This is a genomic window from Streptomyces flaveus (assembly GCF_014647675.1).
Classification (GTDB): domain Bacteria; phylum Actinomycetota; class Actinomycetes; order Streptomycetales; family Streptomycetaceae; genus Streptomyces; species Streptomyces flaveus.
In genome coordinates this window covers 22,878-42,196 of record NZ_BMPQ01000028.1, presented here as the reverse complement: position 1 = coordinate 42,196, position 19,319 = coordinate 22,878, and the positions used below count along the sequence as shown (strand labels likewise).

Below are 19,319 nucleotides of genomic sequence, written 5' to 3'. Positions count from 1 at the left end.
CCCATGCCCGCCGGAGTCTGGTGATGACCCAGCGGAGGAGACGCATGGAGAAGCGATACGAGGTCTTCTGTCTCGCCGATGACCACTTCTACGAGACACCGAACCGGCTCTTCGGTGCCGCCGACGGCAAACCGCAGCTCTACGAGCCCGCCAACCGGCCCGCGCCGGACGGCTGGCGCCGGCACCGGTCCGGTGACTGGCTGCACCTGTCGCCGACCAAGGGGCAAACTCCCGCCCAGGGCTGGAAGATCCACGTATCGGCCTGCCTGGACAACGCGGAGAAGGCCGCCCGCGTCGTCTGGGACTACTGCGTCTCACGCACGATTCCGTTCAAGTTCGTGCCCGGACCGAACCACCTCTTCCTGAGGAACTCGAAGTATGCCGGGCGAGGCACCAGCGGGAAGTTCGCCACCCTCTATCCGAGCAATGAGGAACAACTCCACCGTGTTCTCGGGGAGTTGGGCGAGTTACTGGACGGCGAGCCGGGACCGTACATCCTCACCGATCTGCGCTGGCGACAAGGGCCCCTCTATGTGAGGTACGGAGGCTTCACCCAGCGGTTCTGCACGGACGCCGACGGGACACTCGTGCCGGCTGTCGAGGACGGCAGCGGCCGGTTGGTGCCGGACCGCAGGGATCCGGTGTTCCACGTCCCGGAGTGGGTGGTCCTGCCCGACTTCCTGGAGCCGGAGCTGACCGCCCGCAACGCCACGACCACCAGCGGCCTGCCCTACCGGATCGAGCAGGCCCTGCACTTCTCCAACGGGGGCGGGGTCTACGCCGGCCACGATCTGCGGACCGGTGAGAAGGTCGTGCTCAAGGAGGCCCGGCCGCACGCCGGTCTGGCGGCGGACGGCGCGGACGCCGTCACCCGGCTTGAGCGCGAACGGGCGGTCCTGGAGCGCCTTTCCGGGTCGGGAGTGGCGCCGGAGGTGCGGGACTGGTTCGTGCTGGATGACCATCGCTTCTTGGTGATGGAGTACTTGGAGGGGAGCACCCTCAACACGTATTTCGGCCGACGCCATCCGCTGCTCGTCGCCGATCCCGATCCCGGCGTACTCGCCGACTACACCGCCTGGGCGCTGCGCGTGCAGCGGTCCGTCGAGGACGCCCTCGCCGTCGTGCACGACCGCGGGGTCGTCTTCAACGACCTGCACCTGTTCAACATCCTCCTCGGCCCCGACGAGGAATCCGTGCGCCTGATCGACTTCGAGGCCGCCGCGCACATCGACGAGGACCGCCGTCAGGTCGTCGCCCACCCCGGTTTCCTCGCGCCGGCCGACCGCCGAGGCTTCGCCATCGACCGCTATGCCCTGGCGTGCCTGCGCCTCGCGCTCTTCCTCCCACTGACGACGCTGCTCGGCGTCGACCGCGGCAAGGCCGCCCACCTCGCCGACGCGGCTGCCGCGGAGTTCCCCGTGCCGCGCGCCTTCCTGGCCGAGGCCGTGGACGAGATCACCGGGACACCGCAGTCGCACCGTGGCGGAACACCGCAGGCCCGCCGTCGACGGACCGAACGCCATCTGCCGGTCGACCCGGGCGACTGGCCGCGCAGCCGGGACTCGATGTACCGGGCGCTCACAGCGAGTGCCACACCCGAACGAGACGACCGCCTGTTCCCCGGGGACATCGAGCAGTTCAAGGACGGTGGCGGCACCAGCCTGGCCCACGGGGCGGCAGGCGTCCTGTACGCCCTCGCCGAGACCGGCTGCCCGCGCCACGAGCCGGCCGAGGAGTGGCTGCTGCGGCACACCTCGGCGCCCGGACCCGGCACTCCCCTCGGCCTGTTCGACGGGCTGCTCGGCACCGCCTGGGTCCTGGCGCGCCTCGGCCACACCCGACCCGCACTGGAATTGACCGAGAGGGTGCTGGGCGAGAGATGGCAGCGCCTGGGGCCCGACCTGTACGGAGGGCTGGCCGGAGTCGCGCTCGCCTTGGACGAGCTGTCGCGCACCACGGGCGAGACGGTCCTGCACGACCGCGCCCTCGAAGCGGTCCAGTTGCTCGCGGACCGGGCTGAGCACCTTCCCGCCGGTCCGGACCCGCTTCGGGCCCCTCCCGGCGGCGCGAACGGAGCAGGCCGCGGTGAGCGGGCCCGCAGGCCGGACAAGGCCGGCCTGCTGTACGGATCCAGCGGCTCCGCACTGTGCTTCCTGCGGCTGCACGAGCGCACGGGGGCACCTGCCCTGCTGGAGCTGGCCGCCCGCCACCTCCGCGCCGACCTGGCGCACTGTGCGATGGACCGCTCGGGCGCGCTGGCCGTGGACGAAGGCCGCCGCTCCATGCCGTACCTCGGCCGGGGCAGCGTGGGCATCGCCCTGGTGCTCGACGACTACCTCACCCACCACGACGATGAGGACTTCGCACGCGCCCGCACGGCTATCCTTCCCGCCGCCACGTCACGCTTCTACGCCCAGTCGGGGCTCTTCGGCGGGCGCGCGGGCATGGTGCTGCACCTCGCCCGCACCACCACCCCCGAGGTCGCTCCCCGTCATCTGGCCGACCAGGTCGCCCGTCTGTCCTGGCACGCCGTGCCCTACCGCGAGCAGCTGGCCTTCGCCGGCGACCAGGTGATGCGCCTGTCGATGGACCTCGCCACGGGAACGGCGGGCTGTCTGCTGGCGATCGGTGCCGCGCTCGACGAGCGGCCGGCCGCGTTCCCCTTCCTCCCGCCGCTCCGGCGGCCCCAGAGCCGGTCCCCGCAGCAGGGGGCCGAAACGGAAGATCCACCAGCACGCGCTGAGTCCGTACGGACATCACCTGCTCACGCCACCGACGGAGATTCCGCGGGGCGACGCCTTGGCGGGATGCGTACGGAGGCAGCACCGAGCCGAAAGGATGCACCATGACACTGCTCGACCTGCAGACACTCGAGACTCCCGAACCGCCGGAGTCTCCGGAGAACGCCGCTTCGACGGTGAGCAGCGCGAGCCTGCTGCTGTGCTCCGCGAGCACGTCCTCCACCACCTTGTGTCTGTGACCGCCCTCCCCCGACGCGGCCCCGCCCCTGTGACAGCCGGGAGTCGGTGACGCACAGGGCGTGCCCTCGGACGGCAGCCGTCGTCCGAGGGCACGCCTGGTGACCGCCGTGCACCGCACCCCCTGCCGGGAAGGTCGAAGCGATGCGCCTGGGCGCCCCCCGCCGCCACGAGCCTGGTCCCTCAACCCACCGTTTCCTGCGCGAGGTCGTGCGGCACAGCGCCGGCCGCTGCACGGCTCTGTGCCTGATCAGCGTGGCCACCGCGACTGCGGAGCTCGTCATGCCCTTTCTGCTCGGCCACGCCGTCGACGCGCTGCTGACGGACCGGCCGGCACCGTGGGCCGGGCACTGGACTGTACTGGCGGCGGCCCTGACGGGCACCCTCATCGTCGCCCAAGCGGGCGAGGCCCTGCTCACGGGCACGACCGCTGCCCGTACGGCGGCCTGGACGCGCGGGCGGCTGCTGCGTCACATACTGGCTGTCGGGCCGCCCGCCCAGGACCACTTCTCCCCTGGAGACCTGGCCTCCCGCGTGGTCGGCAACGCCTCACACACCGGCGCGGCTCCGGCAGCCGTCGCCGGGCTGCTGGCCGCCGGGGTCACACCGCTCGGCGCGCTGCTCGTCCTCACGCTCCTCGATCCATGGCTGGGAGCGGCTTTCATCCTCGGCATACCCCTACTCGTGCTGTTGCTGCGGGCCTTCGTGCGCGACACCTCCGACAGCGTCTCGCGTTACCAGCGGGTCCAGGGTGAGATGGCCGGCCGCCTGCTGGAGACGCTGCGTGGGGCACGCACGGTGGCCGCCGCGGGCACCACCCGGCGTGAAAGGTCCCGCATCCTGCGCCCCCTGCCCGAACTGGGCCGGCACGGACACCGGACCTGGCAGGTCCTCGGCCGTTCGACGGCTCGGGCCGCGGCGATCCTTCCGCTGCTGCAACTCCTCGTCCTGGCCGTCGGCGGCCTGCTCCTGACCGCTCACCGCCTGACGGTCGGCGAACTGCTCGCGGCCTCACGCTACGCCGCACTCGCCACCGGCATCGGCATGCTGGTTTCCCGGGTCAACGATGTCGTACGCAGCCGTGCGGCCGCCGACAGGGTCGACGAGGTCCTCGCCGAGCCCGCCACCGCCCACGGCACACGGCGGCTCCCGGCCGGTGCCGGAACACTGGAGTTCCGCGGCGTCGCCGTGGTGCGCGGCGGCCGCACGGTGCTCCGCGCCGTCGACGTGTCGGTTCCGGCCGGTTCCTCACTGGCCGTGGTCGGGCGTTCCGGGACGGGCAAGTCGGTGTTCGCCGCGCTCGCGGGACGGCTCGCCGATCCCGACGAGGGCGTCGTGCTTCTCGACGGGGTGCCCCTGCCGGAGCTGTGCCGCGACGAGCTGCGCCGCGCTGTCGGTTACGCCTTCGCACGACCTGCCCTCTTCGGTGGCACGGTCGGCAGCGCCATCGCCGTCGGTCCCACCACCGTTCCCCGACAGACGGTCGTCTCGGCGGCCCGCCAGGCGTGTGCCGATGACTTCGTACGCCTCCTGCCGGACGGCTACGAGACCGCCTGCCGGGCCACAGCCCTGTCCGGCGGTGAGGTGCAACGTCTGGGCCTGGCCCGGGCATTCGCGCACAGCGGCCGACTGCTCGTGCTGGACGACGCCACCTCCAGCCTCGACACGGTCACCGAGCGCCGCATCGGGGCCGCGCTGTGGCAGGGGCTCGATGGCCGCACCCGTGTCGTCGTCGCCCACCGCGCGTCCACGGCGGCCCGCGCCGACCTGGTGGCCTGGCTCGACGGCGGGCAGGTGCGGGCGGTCGCCCCGCACGCCGCGCTGTGGTGCCTGCCGGAGTACCGGGCCGTCTTCGAGCCGCAGTGCACCGAGGACGATCGGCCGGCTCCAGCCCCTTTGCTCGATCAAGGGGGAGGAGGGCCGGGTGGCTGACGCAGCCCGTGGCGTCGCGCCCGAGGAGACCGAGTGCGGTCTGCGGGACGCCGCCCTCGCATTTCTGCGCCGCCACAAGGCGGCAGTCGCCGCCCTGGCCGGGTGGTCCGTCCTCGAAGCAGGTCAGGCCTTCCTGCTGGGCATCGCCCTGGCCCGGGCGCTGGACGACGGTTTTCTCAGGGCCCGGCCGGACCTTGGCCTGGCATGGCTGGCGGCGGCCGCCGTGTCGGTGATCGCCGCGGCCTTCGGCACCGGACGCGCCTATCGGGCACTGGCCGGGCTGGTCGAACCGCTGCGCGACGCGCTGGTGCGCCGGGTGGTCTCCGGTGCCTTGAAGCGGGCTGCGGCCGGGCCGCACCGGACCGACGCGAGCGCCGTCTCACGGCTCACTCAGCAGGTGGAGCTGGCCCGGGACACTTTTGCCGGGGTGACGATGGCCGCCCGTTCGTTCGTCTTCACCGCAGCCGGTGCCTTGGCGGGGCTGTTCGCGCTGGATCCGCTCCTGCTTGCGGTGGTGATGCCCCCGTTGGTCGCAGGACTGGGACTGTTCGTGGCGACCCTCGGCCCGCTGGCCCGGCGGCAGGAGGCCTACTTGGCCACTGACGAGGACCTTGCGCGGCAGTGCGGCGATCTCGCTTGCGGTCTGCGGGACGTCACCGCGACCGGTGCGGAGGACGTGATGGCCGAGGAGACTGATGCCCTGATCGCGGCCGAGTTCCGGGCCTCGCGGTCGCTGGCACGCTGGGAGGTGTCCCGTGTCCTCGCGATCGCTCTCGCCGGGCGGCTGCCAGTCATCCTGCTGCTGGGTGCCGCTCCGTGGTTGCTGCGCCACGGCGTGACGGCGGGCGCCCTGGCAGGCGCGCTCGTGTACGTCACTCAATCGCTACTGCCGGCGCTGCACAACCTGACGCAGGGCCTGGGCACAGCCGGTACGCGGCTGGGGGCCGTCCTGCGGCGGCTGTGGGCCGACCCGGTGAGCGCGCCGCCAGGCAGCTGCGCGGATCAGAGTGCGGACTCCGGCGGTGCCGCAGGGGCCGCCGACGCGGCCCGCCTGACGGCTCCGGGCGGCACGGGGTCGCAGGCCGTGCGGGCGGCTCACCCGGCACCGTACGGGCCGTCCCCGGCCTCCAGGCCCCCAGCGGTCGAGCTGGACCGCGTCACCTTCGCCCACGGCGACCACACCCGGCCTGTCGTCCGCGATCTGCACCTGACGCTGCCGGAGGGCGAGCATCTGGCCGTCGTCGGCCCCAGCGGTATCGGCAAGTCGACCCTCGTCGGCCTCATCGCCGGGCTGCTGAGCCCCCACAGCGGGCAGGCGCGAATCGCCGGTGTGCCGGTCAGTGGCCGAACTGCGGAAGAGCTGGCCGCCCTGCGCGTACTCATCCCTCAGGAGGCATACGTGTTCTCAGGCACCCTCCGTGACAACCTGCTGTACTTGTGCCCGGAACCGCCGCCCGATGGCACGGTGCAGGCCGCTGTCGCGTGTCTCGGACTCGACGCTCTGGCGGACAGGCTTGGTGGACTCGACTCGTCCGTCGATCCCTCGACCCTCTCCACAGGCGAGGCCCAGCTGATCGCACTGGCCAGGGCCTACCTTTCGCCCGCGCCACTGGCCCTGCTGGACGAGGCCACCTGCCACTTGGACCCGACAGCCGAGGCCCGTGCGGAGCTGGCCTTCGCTCGCAGACCAGGCACGCTGGTGATCATCGCTCATCGGATCACCTCCGCCCAACGGGCCGGCCGGATCCTGGTGATGGACGGCGCACACGTCCAGTGGGGGACCCATGACGAGTTGCTGACCCGCTCGCCCCTGTACCGCGACATGGTCGGCCACTGGGACACAACGGCGTTCGCGGCCGGGGGTGGACATCGGTGAAAGGAAACGTCCGAGGGTGAGCTTCCCGACGTCTCAGACCCAGCCCGCCTTCTGGGAGATGCGGATGGCGTCGACGCGGTTGCGGGCCCCCGTCTTGCGGGTGATGGCTGACAGATAGTTGCGCACGGTTCCGTGCGTCAGGTGCAGGTCACCCGCTATCTCCGCAACGGAAGCTCCTTGCGAGGCCAGGGACAGAACACTCAACTCCCGCTCGGTCAGCGGGACTCGCGCCGCCTGCAGAAAGTCCCATCCCAGCGAGGTGTCCACGAACTGCTCGCCCTGCGCCACGTGCCTGATGGCTCCCAGAAGCGCCTCGCACGGCTCGCCCTTGCTGACGTATCCCATCGCCCGCGCCTGCGAAACGCGATACAGCAGCCCCGGTCTACTGGGTGATGCCAGCATCAGCAGCCCGCATTTCCGTTCAGCCGCGTGCTCGGCCAGCAGCGCCAACTGAGACATGGGCGCCGCGTGTTCCGGGGCGTCCACGTCCAGCACGCACACCTGCGGCTGCCAGGAAACCAACCCGGTCACCGCGTCCGACCACGACGCCGTGTGCACCTCCAGGTCATGCTCCCGGCATAACAGGATGGCCAGCGCCTGCCGTAACAGACGGGTGTCATGCACAACAAGAACCTTGATCACTGCAGCCCCCAAAGTCTAACGAGCAACTTCCAGTTACCCGTCTCCTGTTCGACTATCCCGTCCGGGGAACCGCGTTCCCGCCATCACGCCATCCAGCGGACGAAGGCCGACATCGAGCGGGCCCGTTCGAGAGAGGAACCGGCAGACACGTCAAGCCCGCCCGTGTGCCTCCTGCGAGCGTCGTGACAGTGAGTCGATGACCACCGCGGCGAAGAGCACCCCGCCCGTGATCATGAACTGGACGGCGGCGGGGGTGTCCGTGATGGCCATGCCCGAGGCGATCGACTGGATGACCAGCATGCCGAGCACCGCTGACCAGGTCGTACCCCGTCCTCCGAACAGGCTGGTGCCACCGATGACGGCTGCGGCGATGGCATTGAGCAGCAGGATGCTCGAGCCCGAACCCTGGCTCACCGAAGTGATGCGCGAGGCCAGGAACAGGCCGCCGACCGCGGCCATGGTGCCCGAGACCGCGAGCACCGCGGTCTGCACCCGCGCCACACTGAGGCTGGCGCGACGGGCCGCCTCGACACCGCCGCCGAGCGCGTAGACCTGCCGCCCGTAGTGCGTGCGGCGGAGAATGACGTCGAGGACGGCCACCACCACCAGGAAGATCAGGAGGGCGAGCGGCAGCCCCTGGAACCGGTTGAGCAGATAAGCAGAGGTGAACGCGATCACCGCGAGGCCTCCCGTGCGCACCGCTGTTTCCTTGAGTGAGCGGTGCGGCATGTCGGCGGCCTTGCGGCGCCGCCTGTCCAGGTAGGACATGAGGAAGACGAGGCCCACGCCGACTGCCGCCAGGCCGTAGGCGGCGGCGTCGTTGGTGAAGTAATGGTTGGTCAGCTTGGCGACGAGCCCGTTCTCGTCGAGGTTGACGGTGGCGCTGGTTCCGAGGACGTAGAGCATGAGGCCGTTCCAGGTGAGCAGCCCGGCGAGTGTGACGACGAACGCCGGCACGCGGGTCCTGGCGAAGGAGAAGCCCTGGACGGTTCCGGCCACGGTGCCCGCGAGTACTCCGATGATGAGGGCCAGCCATTCCGGCACGCCGTTGTTCACGTTCAGAACGGCGAAGACGGCCGCCGCGAGGGCGCTGATCGAGCCGACCGACAGATCGAGCTCGCCGAGCAGCAGCACGAAGACGAGGCCGACCGCGATCAGACCCGTGCCCACGATGTCCACGCTGAGATTGGACAGGTTCCGGGGTGAGAGGAAGTTCTCGTTGAGGGACTGGAAGGTGATCCAGACCGCGGCGAGGACGAGGACGATGGGGAGCGAGCCCACTTCGCCGGTGCTCAGTCTGCGCCGGAAGGCGGCGACCCAGTTCTCCACGGCCCGGGCGACGGCCCGCCCGCGGTGTGGCCGACGGGCCTCGGGGGCGGGTGTGGCGGGTTCGGTCCGTGTCTCTTTGTCCGCCATGTCGTGCATCGCTTTCACCACCCCGCATCCCGGGAGGCCGTCCGGCGCGGCACGTTTTCCGTGGCGCCGGTGATGGAAGAGAGGATCGTTTCCTGAGGGGCGGTGTTCACGTCGAAGAAGCCGTTGTTGCGACCGAGCCGCAGCACGGCGGCCCGGTCCGCGAGAGCTTTGACATCGCCCAGGTTGTGGCTGATGAGCAGCACTCCCTTGCCGCGGTCACGCAACTCGTCGACGAGGTCGAGGACCTCGTTGGCCTGGTCGATTCCCAGAGCCGCGGTCGGTTCGTCCAGGAGGAGGACCCGCGGGTCGCCGAGGAGCGAGCGAGCGATGGCGACCGTCTGCCGCTGGTCGCCGGACAGTGAGACGACGCGGGCGCGCAGATCGGGGACATCCCTGGTCAGGCGTTCCAACAGGTGTCTGGTGCGGCGTTCCATCTCCATCTCGTCGAGGAACCCGAATCTGCGGATCTCCCGTCCGAGGAACAGATTGCCCACGACATCGAGGTTCCCGCACAGCGCGAGGTCCTGGTAGACGGTGGCGATGCCGAGGTCCCGGGCATCGTGGGGGCGCCTGATCTGGACCGTCCCGCTCTCCCACTCGATGACGCCCTTGTCCGCGGGGGCGACGCCGGAGATCACTTTGACCAGGGTGGATTTGCCGGCCCCGCTGTCGCCCAGCAGAGCGACGACCTGGCCGGCGTGAAGCTCCAGTTCGATGTCCGTGAGGACCTCGACGGCGCCGAAGCGCTTGCACACGCCGTGCAGCGCCAGCAACGGAGGAGCCGGCACGGAAACCATCTCCTTCCCGGGGCCCGGACCTGGTCGGAAACCGGTCTGTCAGATCAGCCCTGCCCTCTTGCACGCGGCCTCGATCTGGGGGGTGCAGATCTGCCGGATCGTGTACGCGCCGTCCTTCACCACGGTGTCCTTGATGTGGTCGACGGTCACGGACACCGGGGTGAGCAGGACGGCCGGAACGGCGTCCCCACCGCTGGTCTCCACCGTGCCCGTGGCAACGTGGTCGAGGCTTTCACCGCGGGCCGCGGCCACGGCCATGGCGGCGCCGGCGGAGGCCTCGGGGCCGAAGGGCTTGTAGACGGTCATGTACTGATCGCCGGCGACTATGCGCCGCAGGGCTCCGAGTTCGGCGTCCTGCCCGGTGACGGGGGGCAGCGGGTTGACCTTGTTCGCCTTGAGGGCGGAGATGCTGCCGGCGGCGAGGCTGTCGTTGGCTGCGTAGACCCCGTCGATGTTCGCGGCGCCTAGGGCGGAGATGGCGCGGGACATGTTCATGTTCGCGATCTCTGTCCTCCACTGTGGTGTGTCGTACGCTTTGCCGATCTTCACTCTCCCATCGAGCACGGACAGTGCGCCCTTCTTGAACGCCACCGCGTTGGGGTCGCTGGGATCGCCGTTCACCATGACGATCTGGCCGCCGTCCGCCCTGTCACCCATGGCCTTCAGCAGAGCCCTGCCCTGGAGCCTGCCGACCTCCTCGCCGTCGAACGAGACATAGCCGGAGACCGGGCCCTCGGCGAGGCGGTCGTAGGCGATGACCGGGATACCCGCTTGATCCGCCTGCCTGACCGCGGCGCCGAGCGATCTGGCGTCCACGGCGACCAGCACGATGGCATCGACCCCCTTGGTGATCATCGAGTCCATCTGTTGCCGCTGGACGGCCACGGCGCCCTCGGCATTGCCGTGCTCGACCGTGCAGTCGTCGCACAACTCCTTGACCTTCTTCTCGAGCGACGGCCTGTCCTGTGCCTCCCAACGATCCGTGGTGGCGTCCGGCAGCAGCAGACCGATCTTCGGAGTGCCCCCCTCGTCGGAGTCATTCCCGGCACCCGCCCCGCACGCCGCGAGAGCAACGGCCGTCGAGACGGCGGCCATGGCAATGGCCGCGTCCCGTATGCAGGCCTTCATGTGCGAGACCTCCCTTGTCCTTCACCCTGCGTGGTGAGAGGGCGCTCACGGATTACCCGCGACCGGCCTTCAACGGGTATGAGGTCCGGGTCCTGCGCCCCATCGGCGTACGCCAGGTGGTCGGCGACCGGCTCATGGAGGACCGGCGGGGCCACGCCGGCCTCTCCCGCCGGGTTCGTCCGGAGCGGTGCGCGTGTGGGGAAACGGCGCGCGCGCACCGCGCTGCCAGGGACGCGTGGTGCGGGGCGGCCCGGCCGTATGGGCCGCGTGTGGCGCGGCTCGATGGCGCAGGGGGCCAAGTGGGGCCTCGGCCCAAGGCCGAACGTCCGCCTGGAACGTACCGAGTGGAAGTGGCAGACGACCACGTCGTCAGTGTGACACCGGCTGTGGTGATCCGCGATCGCAGCGGCGTCGGCCATCGATGTCCGGTGCAGGCACCAATCAAGTAGATCTGTCCGTTTAGTCCCTGTGTGCGATTCTGGTAGTGGGTGCCCCGATCTTGTCGGTACCTGCGGCATGGACGGGAGGTGGGCTGCGGAGATGCCTCATGACGGCCATGCCCGGGCCGGAGTCACGGAGCTGCGGGCATCTGAGGCCGGCGCCGCCGACACCGGTTCTCCGCCTCCGGTGCCGGAGGCCGCCGTGAGTCACCGGGCCCTGATGTTCGCCGGTGCGGCGCTGGCAGCGGTCTATGTGCCCGGTGTGGGGAACGGTGTCGGGACCGAAGAGCTCCGGCTGGTGGAAGCGGCCGGATGCGCCACTTCCAAGTACGGGCTGCCGAAACGGTTGCCCCTGTCCGGCGGCTCACCCGCGGCGCAGGCCTTCCGCACCGACCGGCCTCTGTGGCTCAACCCCGCGGCACTCGCCTCCTACTCCGAGGGCGGGCCGACGCCACCGCAGGCGGAGACGGCGCTGGGTGCGCTGCCGCTGCGGGCGGGAGGCAGGCGACTGGGCTGCCTTGTCGTCGTGGGGCATCCCACGGACGGCTTCGAGGCCGAGCAACGGAGCTTCCTGGAGCGGTACGCCGACGCGGTCGCCGGCATACTCCAGGCCGGTAGCGGCCGCCCCGCGCCGTCGTCGCTCCTGAGTCCCGCCCTGCGGAGTCTGCGCGTCGGTACCTTCGTCCTGGTGCCGGACACCGGCCTGATCGAGGCGGACGAGACTCTGCTCGAGCTGGTGGGGATCGCGCCGGACGACTTCGACTGCAAGGTGGACACCCTGATCGCGCATGCCCTGCCGGAGGACATGCACGCGCTGATGTCGGTCCTGGAGCCGTCCGGCCAGGCGTTCGGTCGGCGGGAGCTGGAGTTCCGCGTCCGCCGCCCCACCGGCGAAATGCGCTGGCTGAGCCTGAGTTGCAGGGTGGCGGCGGCCACTGATGACCGGCCGGAGCAGGTGCTGGGCCTGGTGATGGCGACCTCGGTCCTGCGCCGGAGCGCCGACGACGTCTCCAGGATCCAGTGGCTGACCGCCGCACTCGACGATGCCGCGACAGTCGGTGACGTCAGCCAAGTGGTGGTCACCGCGCTGCGTGGTCCGCTGGACGCCGACCGGGTGCTGCTCGCCGAGTTGCAGGACGACCGGCTGATGGTCAGCGTGCTCGACCCGCCGCAGCCCGACGCCTGGCCGGAGATATGGCGACCCGAGTGGCGTTCGGAGTGGCCCGAGGCACCGGTCAGTGCCCTGCCCACCCTTCAGGCGGCTCTGCGGGACGGACGTATGGACCTGTGGCCCGCCGGCACAGCCCTCGAACCCGGACTGGCGGGCATCGGCACCGGAGGCCTGGCCGTCCTGCCCCTCCCCGCCAAGGGCCGGGTCGCCGGCGTCTGCCTGGTCGGCTGGGACCGGCCGCACGAGTTCGTCCCCGAGGAACGGTCCCTGCTGACCGCCACCGCGGCGCTGGTCGGGCAGGCCCTCAGACGTGCGCACGCGTACGACGCCGAGCAGGAACTCGCGACGATGCTGCAGCGCAGTCTGCTGCCCCGGCGCCTGCCCGAACTGCCCGGGGGGACGGCCGTCGCCCGCTATCTGCCTGCCAGGCGGGGGCTGCAGGTGGGCGGTGACTGGTACGACGTCATCGCCCTCTCCGAGGAACGCGTGGCGCTGGTCATCGGGGACGTACAAGGACACAGTGCCGGAGCCGCGACGATCATGGGCCAGATGCGTACCGCGGTCAGGGCCTACGCCGTGGAGGGCCACCCGCCCGATGTGGTCGTCTCACACGCCAACCGCCTCCTCGTCGGCATGGAGACCGACCTGTTCGCCACCTGCTGCTACGCCGAACTGGACATGGAGGAGGGCAACATCCTGTTCGTCCGGGCCGGGCACCTCTCACCGCTGGTACGCCATCCCGACGGCAGCACCGAGGAAGTGCAGGTCGAGGGCGGCCCCCCGCTGGGCATTCTCGCGGAGGCGGAGTTCCCCATGACCGCGGCCGCACTGGCCCCCGGCGCGGTGCTCGCCCTGGTCACCGACGGCCTGGTCGAGGCCTCGGACCTGCCCCTGGACGAGGGCATGCTCCGGACGCGCACCGCGCTCGCCGCGGCCGATCCGGCGGATCCGGGGCGGATGGCCGACGAACTGCTCGGCGACATGGGCCGTCGTGAGGACGACGTGGCGCTGTTGCTGCTGCGCTACGACGGCATGGAGACCCGGCCGATACGGGCCGGCTGGGCGGTGTGGCGGCTGCCCGACGCCGTCATGCACGCCCGCCGTTTCACCACGCGCACTCTGCGGCGGTGGAAGATCCAGGAAGCGGCCGACGCGGTGCTGCTGGTCGTGTCCGAGCTGGTCACCAACGCCCTGGTGCACACCCAGGGGGAGGTCCGCGTCGACCTGACGCTCCGCGGGGACCGGCTGCGGGTCAGTGTGAACGACGCCTCGCCGCGTGCGCCCGCCAAGCCGGTGATCGTGGACTGGGAGGCCACCGGCGGCCGAGGCCTGGTTCTGGTCGAAGCAGTGTCGGAGTCCTTCGGCACGGTGCCCGTGGCCGGCGGCAAACAGGTGTGGAGCGAGATCGCTGTGCCGCCGCCCGCGCCGGCACCCACGGACTCGGGGTCCCGAACGGAACGAGAGGGCCTGCCATGAGGACCCGTACGAGGCATGTCATCGCGGTACTCGTCGCGGGACTCATGGCGATGCCCCTGGCCGCCTGCGGAGGAGACGACGAGGCGGGCACGGACAGCTTCAGCGTCGGTCTGCTGCTCCCGAGCAAAGCGGTCCCCCGCTGGGAGCATTCCGACAAGCCGCTGATCGAGAAGCGGCTGAAGGAGCTGTGTTCCGGCTGCACCATGGAGTACGCCAACGCCGAGAACGACGCGACGAGGCAGCGGCAACAGATGATCTCCATGATCACCAAGGGGGTCGGGGTCCTGATCCTCGACGCCGCCGACACCAAGGCGCTCCGCTCTTCGATCCAGGAGGCGAAGGCGGCGGGGGTACCGGTCGTCGCCTATGACCGGCTCGCCGAAGGCCCGATCTCGGGCTATGTCAGTTTCGACGGTGGGCAGGTCGGCAGGCTCCAGGGCGAGGCGCTCCTGAAGGCCATGGACGACAAGGCGAACGGCGGGACCGTCGTCATGATGAACGGCGATCCGACCAGTCCCAACGCGGCGTGGTACAGGAAGGGCGCGCTGTCCGTACTCACCGGCAAGGTGAAGATCGGCAGGTCGTACGAAACCCTGGGCTGGAGCACGGAGAACGCCCACGCCAACATGTCCGCCGCCATCGCGGCTCTGGGCCCGGACCGGATCGGCGGCGTCCTGGCGGCCAACGACGCCATAGCCGCAGGCGTCATCTCCGCTCTCAAGAAGGCCGATGTCAGGGAGCTTCCTCCCGTCACAGGCCAGGACGCCGACCTTGACGCTGTGCGTCGCATCGTCAAGGGCGAGCAGTACATGACGGTGTACAAACCCTTCAAGGCGGAAGCCGACGCTGCCGCCGCGATGGCCGTCGCCCTGGGGCGTGGCGAGGAGCTCCGCGATGTCGCCACGACGACGATCGACAGCCCCACGACCAAGGACATCCCGTCCGTCCTGCTTACCCCCCGCGAGGTGACGGTCGGCAACATCGAGCAGACACTCGTCAAGGATGGCGTGTACACCATCGACCAGATCTGCACCCGGGAGCTCCGGCCAGCCTGCGACACGGCCGGACTTACCCGCTGACCCGCACTCGGCAGTCCGGCTGACCGGTGCCCGCGTGACGCTACGGCTTGCGCGCCACTCCGCCGAAGCTGTCGACTTCCTGAGGTTCCGCCGGTTTCTGCGGCTCGTCCGGCTCGTCCGGCTCGTCCACGGGGCGCCATTGGGCGACGGACACCAGGCCGGGATCGAGGAGTTCGAGGCCGCCGAAGAAGCGGACGAGCTGGTCGGGGCTGCGGTTGGTGCGCGGGTTGTCGCTCGCCTGGTTCCACTGCTCGACCATGGCGCGCATTTCCTCGGGATGAAACACCTCGGTGCTGTCGCAGAACACGAGGTGACTGCCGGACGGCAGGGCGTCCAGCAGGCGCTCGACGATGCCGTAGGCACTGTCGTCGGGTACGTGGGCGGCGATGCCCAGCAGCATCAGGGCGACCGGCTGCTCGAAGTCCAGCGTCCTGGCGGCCCCTTCCAGGATGGCCGCGGGGTCGCGCAGGTCGGCGTCGATGTAGTCGGTGGCGCCCTCGGGGGTGCTGGTCAGCAGCGCCGTGGCGTGGGCCAGCACGATGGGGTCGTGGTCGACATACACGATCCGTGCCTCGGGGGCGATCCGCTGGGCGACCTCATGGGTGTTGTCGAACGTGGGCAGTCCCGTGCCGACGTCGAGGAACTGGCGGATGCCGACCTCACCGGCCAGATACGTGACAGTCCGCTTGAGGAACGCCCGCTGGGCCCGGGCGATCTGGACGATCTCCGGGTTCACCCCGCGGATCTGGTCACCGACCTCGCGGTCGATCTCGTAGCAGTCCTTGCCCCCGAGCCAGTAGTTCCAGATACGCGCGGAGTGCGGCACGCTGCTGTTGATCAACGGAACGTCATGAGGCATGGGGCATCTCCGAGTTGGCCTGAAGTTACCGCCCAAGATAGAGCCGGTGGGCGGCGTACGTCGTCGGTTGTGTGATCTTTCCGAGAACGTGCGGTCGGCCGAACGAGTTCCGTGTCCCAGGGGCAGCCAAGCAACAGCTCAGTGACTGCTCAGCGGCGCCGCCGCAAGGTGTAGGCCGCGCCCCCCGTGATGAGCAGCCCCGCCGCGCCGCCCGCCATGAGGGGCAGGGCCGTACTCGCACGGTCGTCGATGACGGAGTCCTCGGAGGACACGGACTCACCGTGCCCGTTTATGACGCTGACCGGGGACTCGGCGGGCGTGGTGGTGACGATCGTCGACGACTTCGCGGGGGTGGCACCCTCCGGGGCTCCCTGCGCTGTGGCGGGGCAGGCGGCCCACACCGTGAGCAGCAGCGGAGCCACTCCGACGAGGGCGGCGATGCGGCGGTGTGCGGTCATCCGACGGGTTCCTCCTTGGCACGGCAAACAGGTCGGCCCGCTGTGCCATGGCCATGAGCCACAGCTGCCGGCCGCCCCGTTGTCTCCATGAAGTACGGAACCCGGAGGCGATCCGTTCAATTCCCGCTGACAGTACGGTCGTTCACCAGCACCACCTCGAGGGTGCGCGGACCGTGCACCCCCTCGACCCGGTCCAGCTCGATGTCACTGGTCGCCGAAGGGCCGGAGATCCAGGTCAGCGGGCGTGTCGGGTCCAGACGCGGGAGCGCCTGCGGCACCGAGGAGACGACCTGGTCCGGTACGCGTACGACACAGATGTGGTGATCCGGGACGAGCGTGATGCGACGGCGGCCCTGATCCGGTCCGCCGTCCAGCACGATGGTGCCGGTCTCGGCGATCGCCACAGCGCATGCCGTGATCACGCTGTCGACCTGGTCGAGCTCGTGCGGTGTGCTCTCGGAACGGTCGGCGACGCGCGTGACATCGGTCGCCGCCAGCCACTCCTCGTCCAGGCCCGGCGGCACGGCCACCGACGTCGAGCCTCGCTCGGCGAGCAGCCCGGCGATCAGCGCCGCAAGCCCGTCGGCCTCGCAGCGGTGCACGATCGCCCGGTAGTCCGCCAGGTTCTCGGCCAGCAGATCCACCGTCTGCTCGACACTCCGGTCTCCGTGCTCGGGCAGATAACCCCGGTCAACGGCCCGTTTGTACGGCGTGTCGTCCTGGCCTACGTCGGCCAGCGCGCGGCGCACGCGGCCGAGGATCACATCCCTGGTACTCACTTGCCGGTGTCCTTTCCGCCGTTCGTACGCTGCCACCAGTCGCGGAACGGTTCCGACGGCACCGTCGGCAGATCGCGGGTCGCGCTCCACGCCTTGCCGGGGCCTGGCAGCGACCGAGGATGGAAGCGGCGGCTCCGCGAAGCCAGCCGCTGGCCGGCGCGCAGCGCGCCCGGGTGACTGAACGCCCAGCGTGCCGCACGCATCGCGGCCCGCTCGGCGGCGTGTCCCTTCGCGGGCTTGAGTACGACCTTGTTGCCGTCCCGGGTCACCGCACCTCCCTCGACGACCCGCTCCCGCAGATGCACCAGCACCTCGGGGATGTCGATCGCCACCGGACACACCTCGTAGCAGGCGCCGCACAACGAGGACGCGTACGGCAGGGAGGCGTCGATCTCGCTTGCGGTGCCCCTCAGTTGAGGGCTGAGGATGGCGCCGATCGGGCCCGGGTAGACCGAGCCGTACGCATGGCCACCCGCCCGCTCGTACACCGGGCAGACATTGAGACACGCCGAGCAGCGGATGCAGCGCAGGGCCTGGCGGCCGACCTCGTCGGCGAGCGTGTCGGTGCGGCCGTTGTCGATGAGGACCAGATGGAAGGTCCCCGGCCCGTCGTCGTCCGTGGTGCCGGTCCACATCGAGGTGTACGGGTTCATGCGCTCGGCCGTCGAGGAGCGGGGGAGTGTCTGGAGGAAGACCTCCAGGTCCCGCCAGGTCGGCACGATCTTCTCGATGCCGACGACCGAGATCAGCGTCTCGGGGAGGGTCAGACACATACGGCCGTTGCCCTCGGACTCGACGACCACCATCGTGCCGGTCTCGGCGACCATGAAGTTGGCGCCGGAGATACCGACCTTGGCGCGCAGGAACTTCTCGCGCAGGTGCAGACGGGCGGCATCGGCGAGTTCGGCGGGGGTGTCCGTGAGCCCTTCCGGGGCCGGGCGGCCCCACTCGCTCATCTCGCGGGCGAAGATCTCGCGGATCTCGCCGCGGTTGCGGTGGATCGCCGGGACGAGGATGTGGGACGGCCGGTCCTTGCCCAACTGCACGATGAGCTCGGCCAGATCGGTCTCGTACGCGTGGATGCCCTCGGCCTCCAGCGCCTCGTTGAGGCCGATCTCCTGCGTGGCCATGGACTTGACCTTCACGACCTCGCTCTCGCCGGTCATCTTCACCAGGTCCGTGACGATGCGGTTCGCCTCGTCGGCGTCGGCCGCCCAGTGCACGATGCCGCCCGCCGCCGTGACCGACTCCTCCAACTGCACGAGATACCGGTCGAGATGACGCAGCGTGTGGTCCTTGATCTGCTTGCCCGCCTCGCGCAGCTCCGCCCAGTCGGACACCTCCGCGACCGCCTTGGCACGCTTGGCGCGAATCGTGTGCGTGGCGTGCCGCAGGTTGCCGCGCAGGGTCTGGTTGTGGACGGCTTCGTGCGCGGCCTTGGGGAAGGCCGGCATGCCGACGAAGGTGCCGCTCATGTCAGGGGCTCCTCTTCCGTGCTCGCCAGGATCTCCGCGATGTGCACCGGCCGCATCTCCGTTCTGAGGCGGGCCATCGTGCCGCCGATGTGCATCAGACAGGAGTTGTCCGCGGCACACAGCGCATCCGCGCCCGTCGACGCGGCGTTACGGACCTTGTCGGCGCCCATCGCCGCCGAGACATCGGAGTTCTTCATGGCGAACGTGCCGCCGAAGCCGCAGCATTCGTCGGCGCCGGGCAGCTCCCTCAGTTCGAGTCCCTTGACCGCCTGGAGGAGCCGGCGTGGACGGTCGCCGAGACCCAGACTGCGCAGACCATGACAGGTCGGGTGATACGTGACGGTGTGCGGGTAGTACGCGCCGACATCGGTCACGCCCAGCACGTCCACGAGGAACTCCGTGAGCTCGTACGTCTTGGGCACGACCGGCGCGAGCGTGCGCGCGAGGGTGTCGCCGCGGCCCTCCGCGCGGGCCCGCTCGCCCATGCGCGGATACAGCTCCCGGACCATGGCGCCACAGGAGCCGGAAGGCGTCACGATCGCCTCGTACTCCCCGAAGACATCGGAGAAATGCCGGGCCAGTGGCTCGGCCTCATGGCGATAGCCAGTGTTGTAGTGCGCCTGCCCGCAACAGGTCTGGCCCATCGGGAAGTCGACGTCGACGCCCAGCCTGGTCAGCAGTTTCACCACGGCACGGCCGGTTTCCGGATACAGCGTGTCGTTGACACAGGTCAGGAACAGGGCGACACGCATCGCGGCTCCTTGGGGTCGATCATCGGATGAGTGGAGGTTACGACGTGGACGCGCCGATGGG

At 70.2% G+C, this 19,319-nt stretch carries 15 protein-coding genes; 6 read left to right on the top strand and 9 right to left on the bottom strand.

Features of this window, described 5'->3' with window-relative positions; genetic code table 11:
• Positions 1–44 precede the first annotated feature (44 nt).
• The 4 genes from lanKC (at position 45) to IEZ21_RS36450 (ending at position 6,786) form a co-directional block, all read left to right on the top strand.
• A complete protein-coding gene (gene lanKC, locus IEZ21_RS36465; protein WP_189326112.1) occupies positions 45–2,849 on the top strand; it encodes a class III lanthionine synthetase LanKC in 2,805 nt (934 codons plus the stop codon).
• Positions 2,846–2,980 (top strand): SapB/AmfS family lanthipeptide, encoded by a 135-nt coding sequence (locus tag IEZ21_RS36460; RefSeq protein WP_189326111.1) that lies wholly within the window; start codon positions 2,846–2,848, stop codon positions 2,978–2,980. Before lanKC ends, IEZ21_RS36460 begins: the two co-directional genes overlap by 4 nt.
• Before the next feature lie 142 nt (positions 2,981–3,122).
• Entirely contained in the window at positions 3,123–4,910 is a 1,788-nt protein-coding gene (locus IEZ21_RS36455) for an ABC transporter ATP-binding protein (protein ID WP_189326110.1), read from the top strand.
• Positions 4,903–6,786, top strand: a complete 1,884-nt coding sequence (locus IEZ21_RS36450) for an ATP-binding cassette domain-containing protein (RefSeq protein ID WP_246568503.1) — start codon at positions 4,903–4,905, stop codon at positions 6,784–6,786. Before IEZ21_RS36455 ends, IEZ21_RS36450 begins: the two co-directional genes overlap by 8 nt.
• Before the next feature lie 33 nt (positions 6,787–6,819).
• On the opposite strand, the gene IEZ21_RS36445 is transcribed toward IEZ21_RS36450, so the two are convergent.
• The 4 genes from IEZ21_RS36445 to IEZ21_RS36430 form a co-directional block, all read right to left on the bottom strand.
• A complete protein-coding gene (locus IEZ21_RS36445; protein WP_189326109.1) occupies positions 6,820–7,428 on the bottom strand; it encodes a response regulator transcription factor in 609 nt (202 codons plus the stop codon).
• 150 nt (positions 7,429–7,578) lie between these two features.
• Entirely contained in the window at positions 7,579–8,853 is a 1,275-nt protein-coding gene (locus IEZ21_RS36440; protein WP_373302353.1) for a sugar ABC transporter permease, read from the bottom strand.
• A 5-nt stretch (positions 8,854–8,858) separates the two neighbouring features.
• On the bottom strand, positions 8,859–9,641 hold the full coding sequence (locus IEZ21_RS36435) for an ATP-binding cassette domain-containing protein (RefSeq protein WP_189326107.1): 783 nt from the start codon (positions 9,639–9,641) through the stop codon (positions 8,859–8,861).
• A gap of 39 nt (positions 9,642–9,680) precedes the next feature.
• Entirely contained in the window at positions 9,681–10,769 is a 1,089-nt protein-coding gene (locus IEZ21_RS36430) for a substrate-binding domain-containing protein (protein ID WP_189326106.1), read from the bottom strand.
• A 540-nt stretch (positions 10,770–11,309) separates the two neighbouring features.
• Here IEZ21_RS36430 and IEZ21_RS36425 point away from each other — a divergent pair.
• Together IEZ21_RS36425 and IEZ21_RS36420 are read left to right on the top strand one after the other, a co-directional pair.
• Positions 11,310–13,856, top strand: a complete 2,547-nt coding sequence (locus IEZ21_RS36425) for a SpoIIE family protein phosphatase (RefSeq protein ID WP_189326105.1) — start codon at positions 11,310–11,312, stop codon at positions 13,854–13,856.
• Positions 13,853–14,935 (top strand): sugar ABC transporter substrate-binding protein, encoded by a 1,083-nt coding sequence (locus tag IEZ21_RS36420; protein ID WP_189326104.1) that lies wholly within the window; start codon positions 13,853–13,855, stop codon positions 14,933–14,935. The genes IEZ21_RS36425 and IEZ21_RS36420 overlap by 4 nt, the downstream gene beginning before the upstream one ends.
• Positions 14,936–14,975: 40 nt before the next feature.
• Here the strand turns inward: IEZ21_RS36420 and IEZ21_RS36415 are convergent, their stop codons facing one another.
• From IEZ21_RS36415 to IEZ21_RS36395, 5 genes are all read right to left on the bottom strand, one after another.
• Positions 14,976–15,794 carry an SAM-dependent methyltransferase gene (locus IEZ21_RS36415; RefSeq protein ID WP_189326103.1) on the bottom strand — a complete coding sequence of 273 codons (819 nt, stop codon included), beginning with the start codon at positions 15,792–15,794 and terminating at the stop codon, positions 14,976–14,978.
• Positions 15,795–15,943: 149 nt separating this feature from the next.
• Positions 15,944–16,252 (bottom strand): hypothetical protein, encoded by a 309-nt coding sequence (locus IEZ21_RS36410; RefSeq protein ID WP_189326102.1) that lies wholly within the window; start codon positions 16,250–16,252, stop codon positions 15,944–15,946.
• A gap of 116 nt (positions 16,253–16,368) precedes the next feature.
• A complete protein-coding gene (locus IEZ21_RS36405; protein WP_189326101.1) occupies positions 16,369–17,031 on the bottom strand; it encodes a LutC/YkgG family protein in 663 nt (220 codons plus the stop codon).
• Complete coding sequence (locus IEZ21_RS36400) at positions 17,028–18,506, bottom strand: LutB/LldF family L-lactate oxidation iron-sulfur protein (RefSeq protein WP_189326100.1); 1,479 nt, start codon at positions 18,504–18,506, stop codon at positions 17,028–17,030. Before IEZ21_RS36400 ends, IEZ21_RS36405 begins: the two co-directional genes overlap by 4 nt.
• Positions 18,503–19,258, bottom strand: a complete 756-nt coding sequence (locus tag IEZ21_RS36395; protein ID WP_189326099.1) for a (Fe-S)-binding protein — start codon at positions 19,256–19,258, stop codon at positions 18,503–18,505. Before IEZ21_RS36395 ends, IEZ21_RS36400 begins: the two co-directional genes overlap by 4 nt.
• Positions 19,259–19,319: the final 61 nt, after the last annotated feature.

Bases quoted from the DNA above. Each gene is read 5' to 3' on its own strand.
- lanKC (WP_189326112.1), top strand. From the start codon at position 45: ATGGAGAAGCGATACGAGGTCTTCTGTCTCGCCGATGACCACTTCTAC.
- IEZ21_RS36460 (WP_189326111.1), top strand. From the start codon at position 2,846: ATGACACTGCTCGACCTGCAGACACTCGAGACTCCCGAACCGCCGGAG.
- IEZ21_RS36455 (WP_189326110.1), top strand. From the start codon at position 3,123: ATGCGCCTGGGCGCCCCCCGCCGCCACGAGCCTGGTCCCTCAACCCAC.
- IEZ21_RS36440 (WP_373302353.1), bottom strand. From the start codon at position 8,853: ATGCACGACATGGCGGACAAAGAGACACGGACCGAACCCGCCACACCC.
- IEZ21_RS36435 (WP_189326107.1), bottom strand. From the start codon at position 9,641: ATGGTTTCCGTGCCGGCTCCTCCGTTGCTGGCGCTGCACGGCGTGTGC.
- IEZ21_RS36430 (WP_189326106.1), bottom strand. From the start codon at position 10,769: ATGAAGGCCTGCATACGGGACGCGGCCATTGCCATGGCCGCCGTCTCG.
- IEZ21_RS36425 (WP_189326105.1), top strand. From the start codon at position 11,310: ATGCCTCATGACGGCCATGCCCGGGCCGGAGTCACGGAGCTGCGGGCA.
- IEZ21_RS36420 (WP_189326104.1), top strand. From the start codon at position 13,853: ATGAGGACCCGTACGAGGCATGTCATCGCGGTACTCGTCGCGGGACTC.
- IEZ21_RS36415 (WP_189326103.1), bottom strand. From the start codon at position 15,794: ATGCCTCATGACGTTCCGTTGATCAACAGCAGCGTGCCGCACTCCGCG.
- IEZ21_RS36410 (WP_189326102.1), bottom strand. From the start codon at position 16,252: ATGACCGCACACCGCCGCATCGCCGCCCTCGTCGGAGTGGCTCCGCTG.
- IEZ21_RS36400 (WP_189326100.1), bottom strand. From the start codon at position 18,506: ATGAGCGGCACCTTCGTCGGCATGCCGGCCTTCCCCAAGGCCGCGCAC.
- IEZ21_RS36395 (WP_189326099.1), bottom strand. From the start codon at position 19,258: ATGCGTGTCGCCCTGTTCCTGACCTGTGTCAACGACACGCTGTATCCG.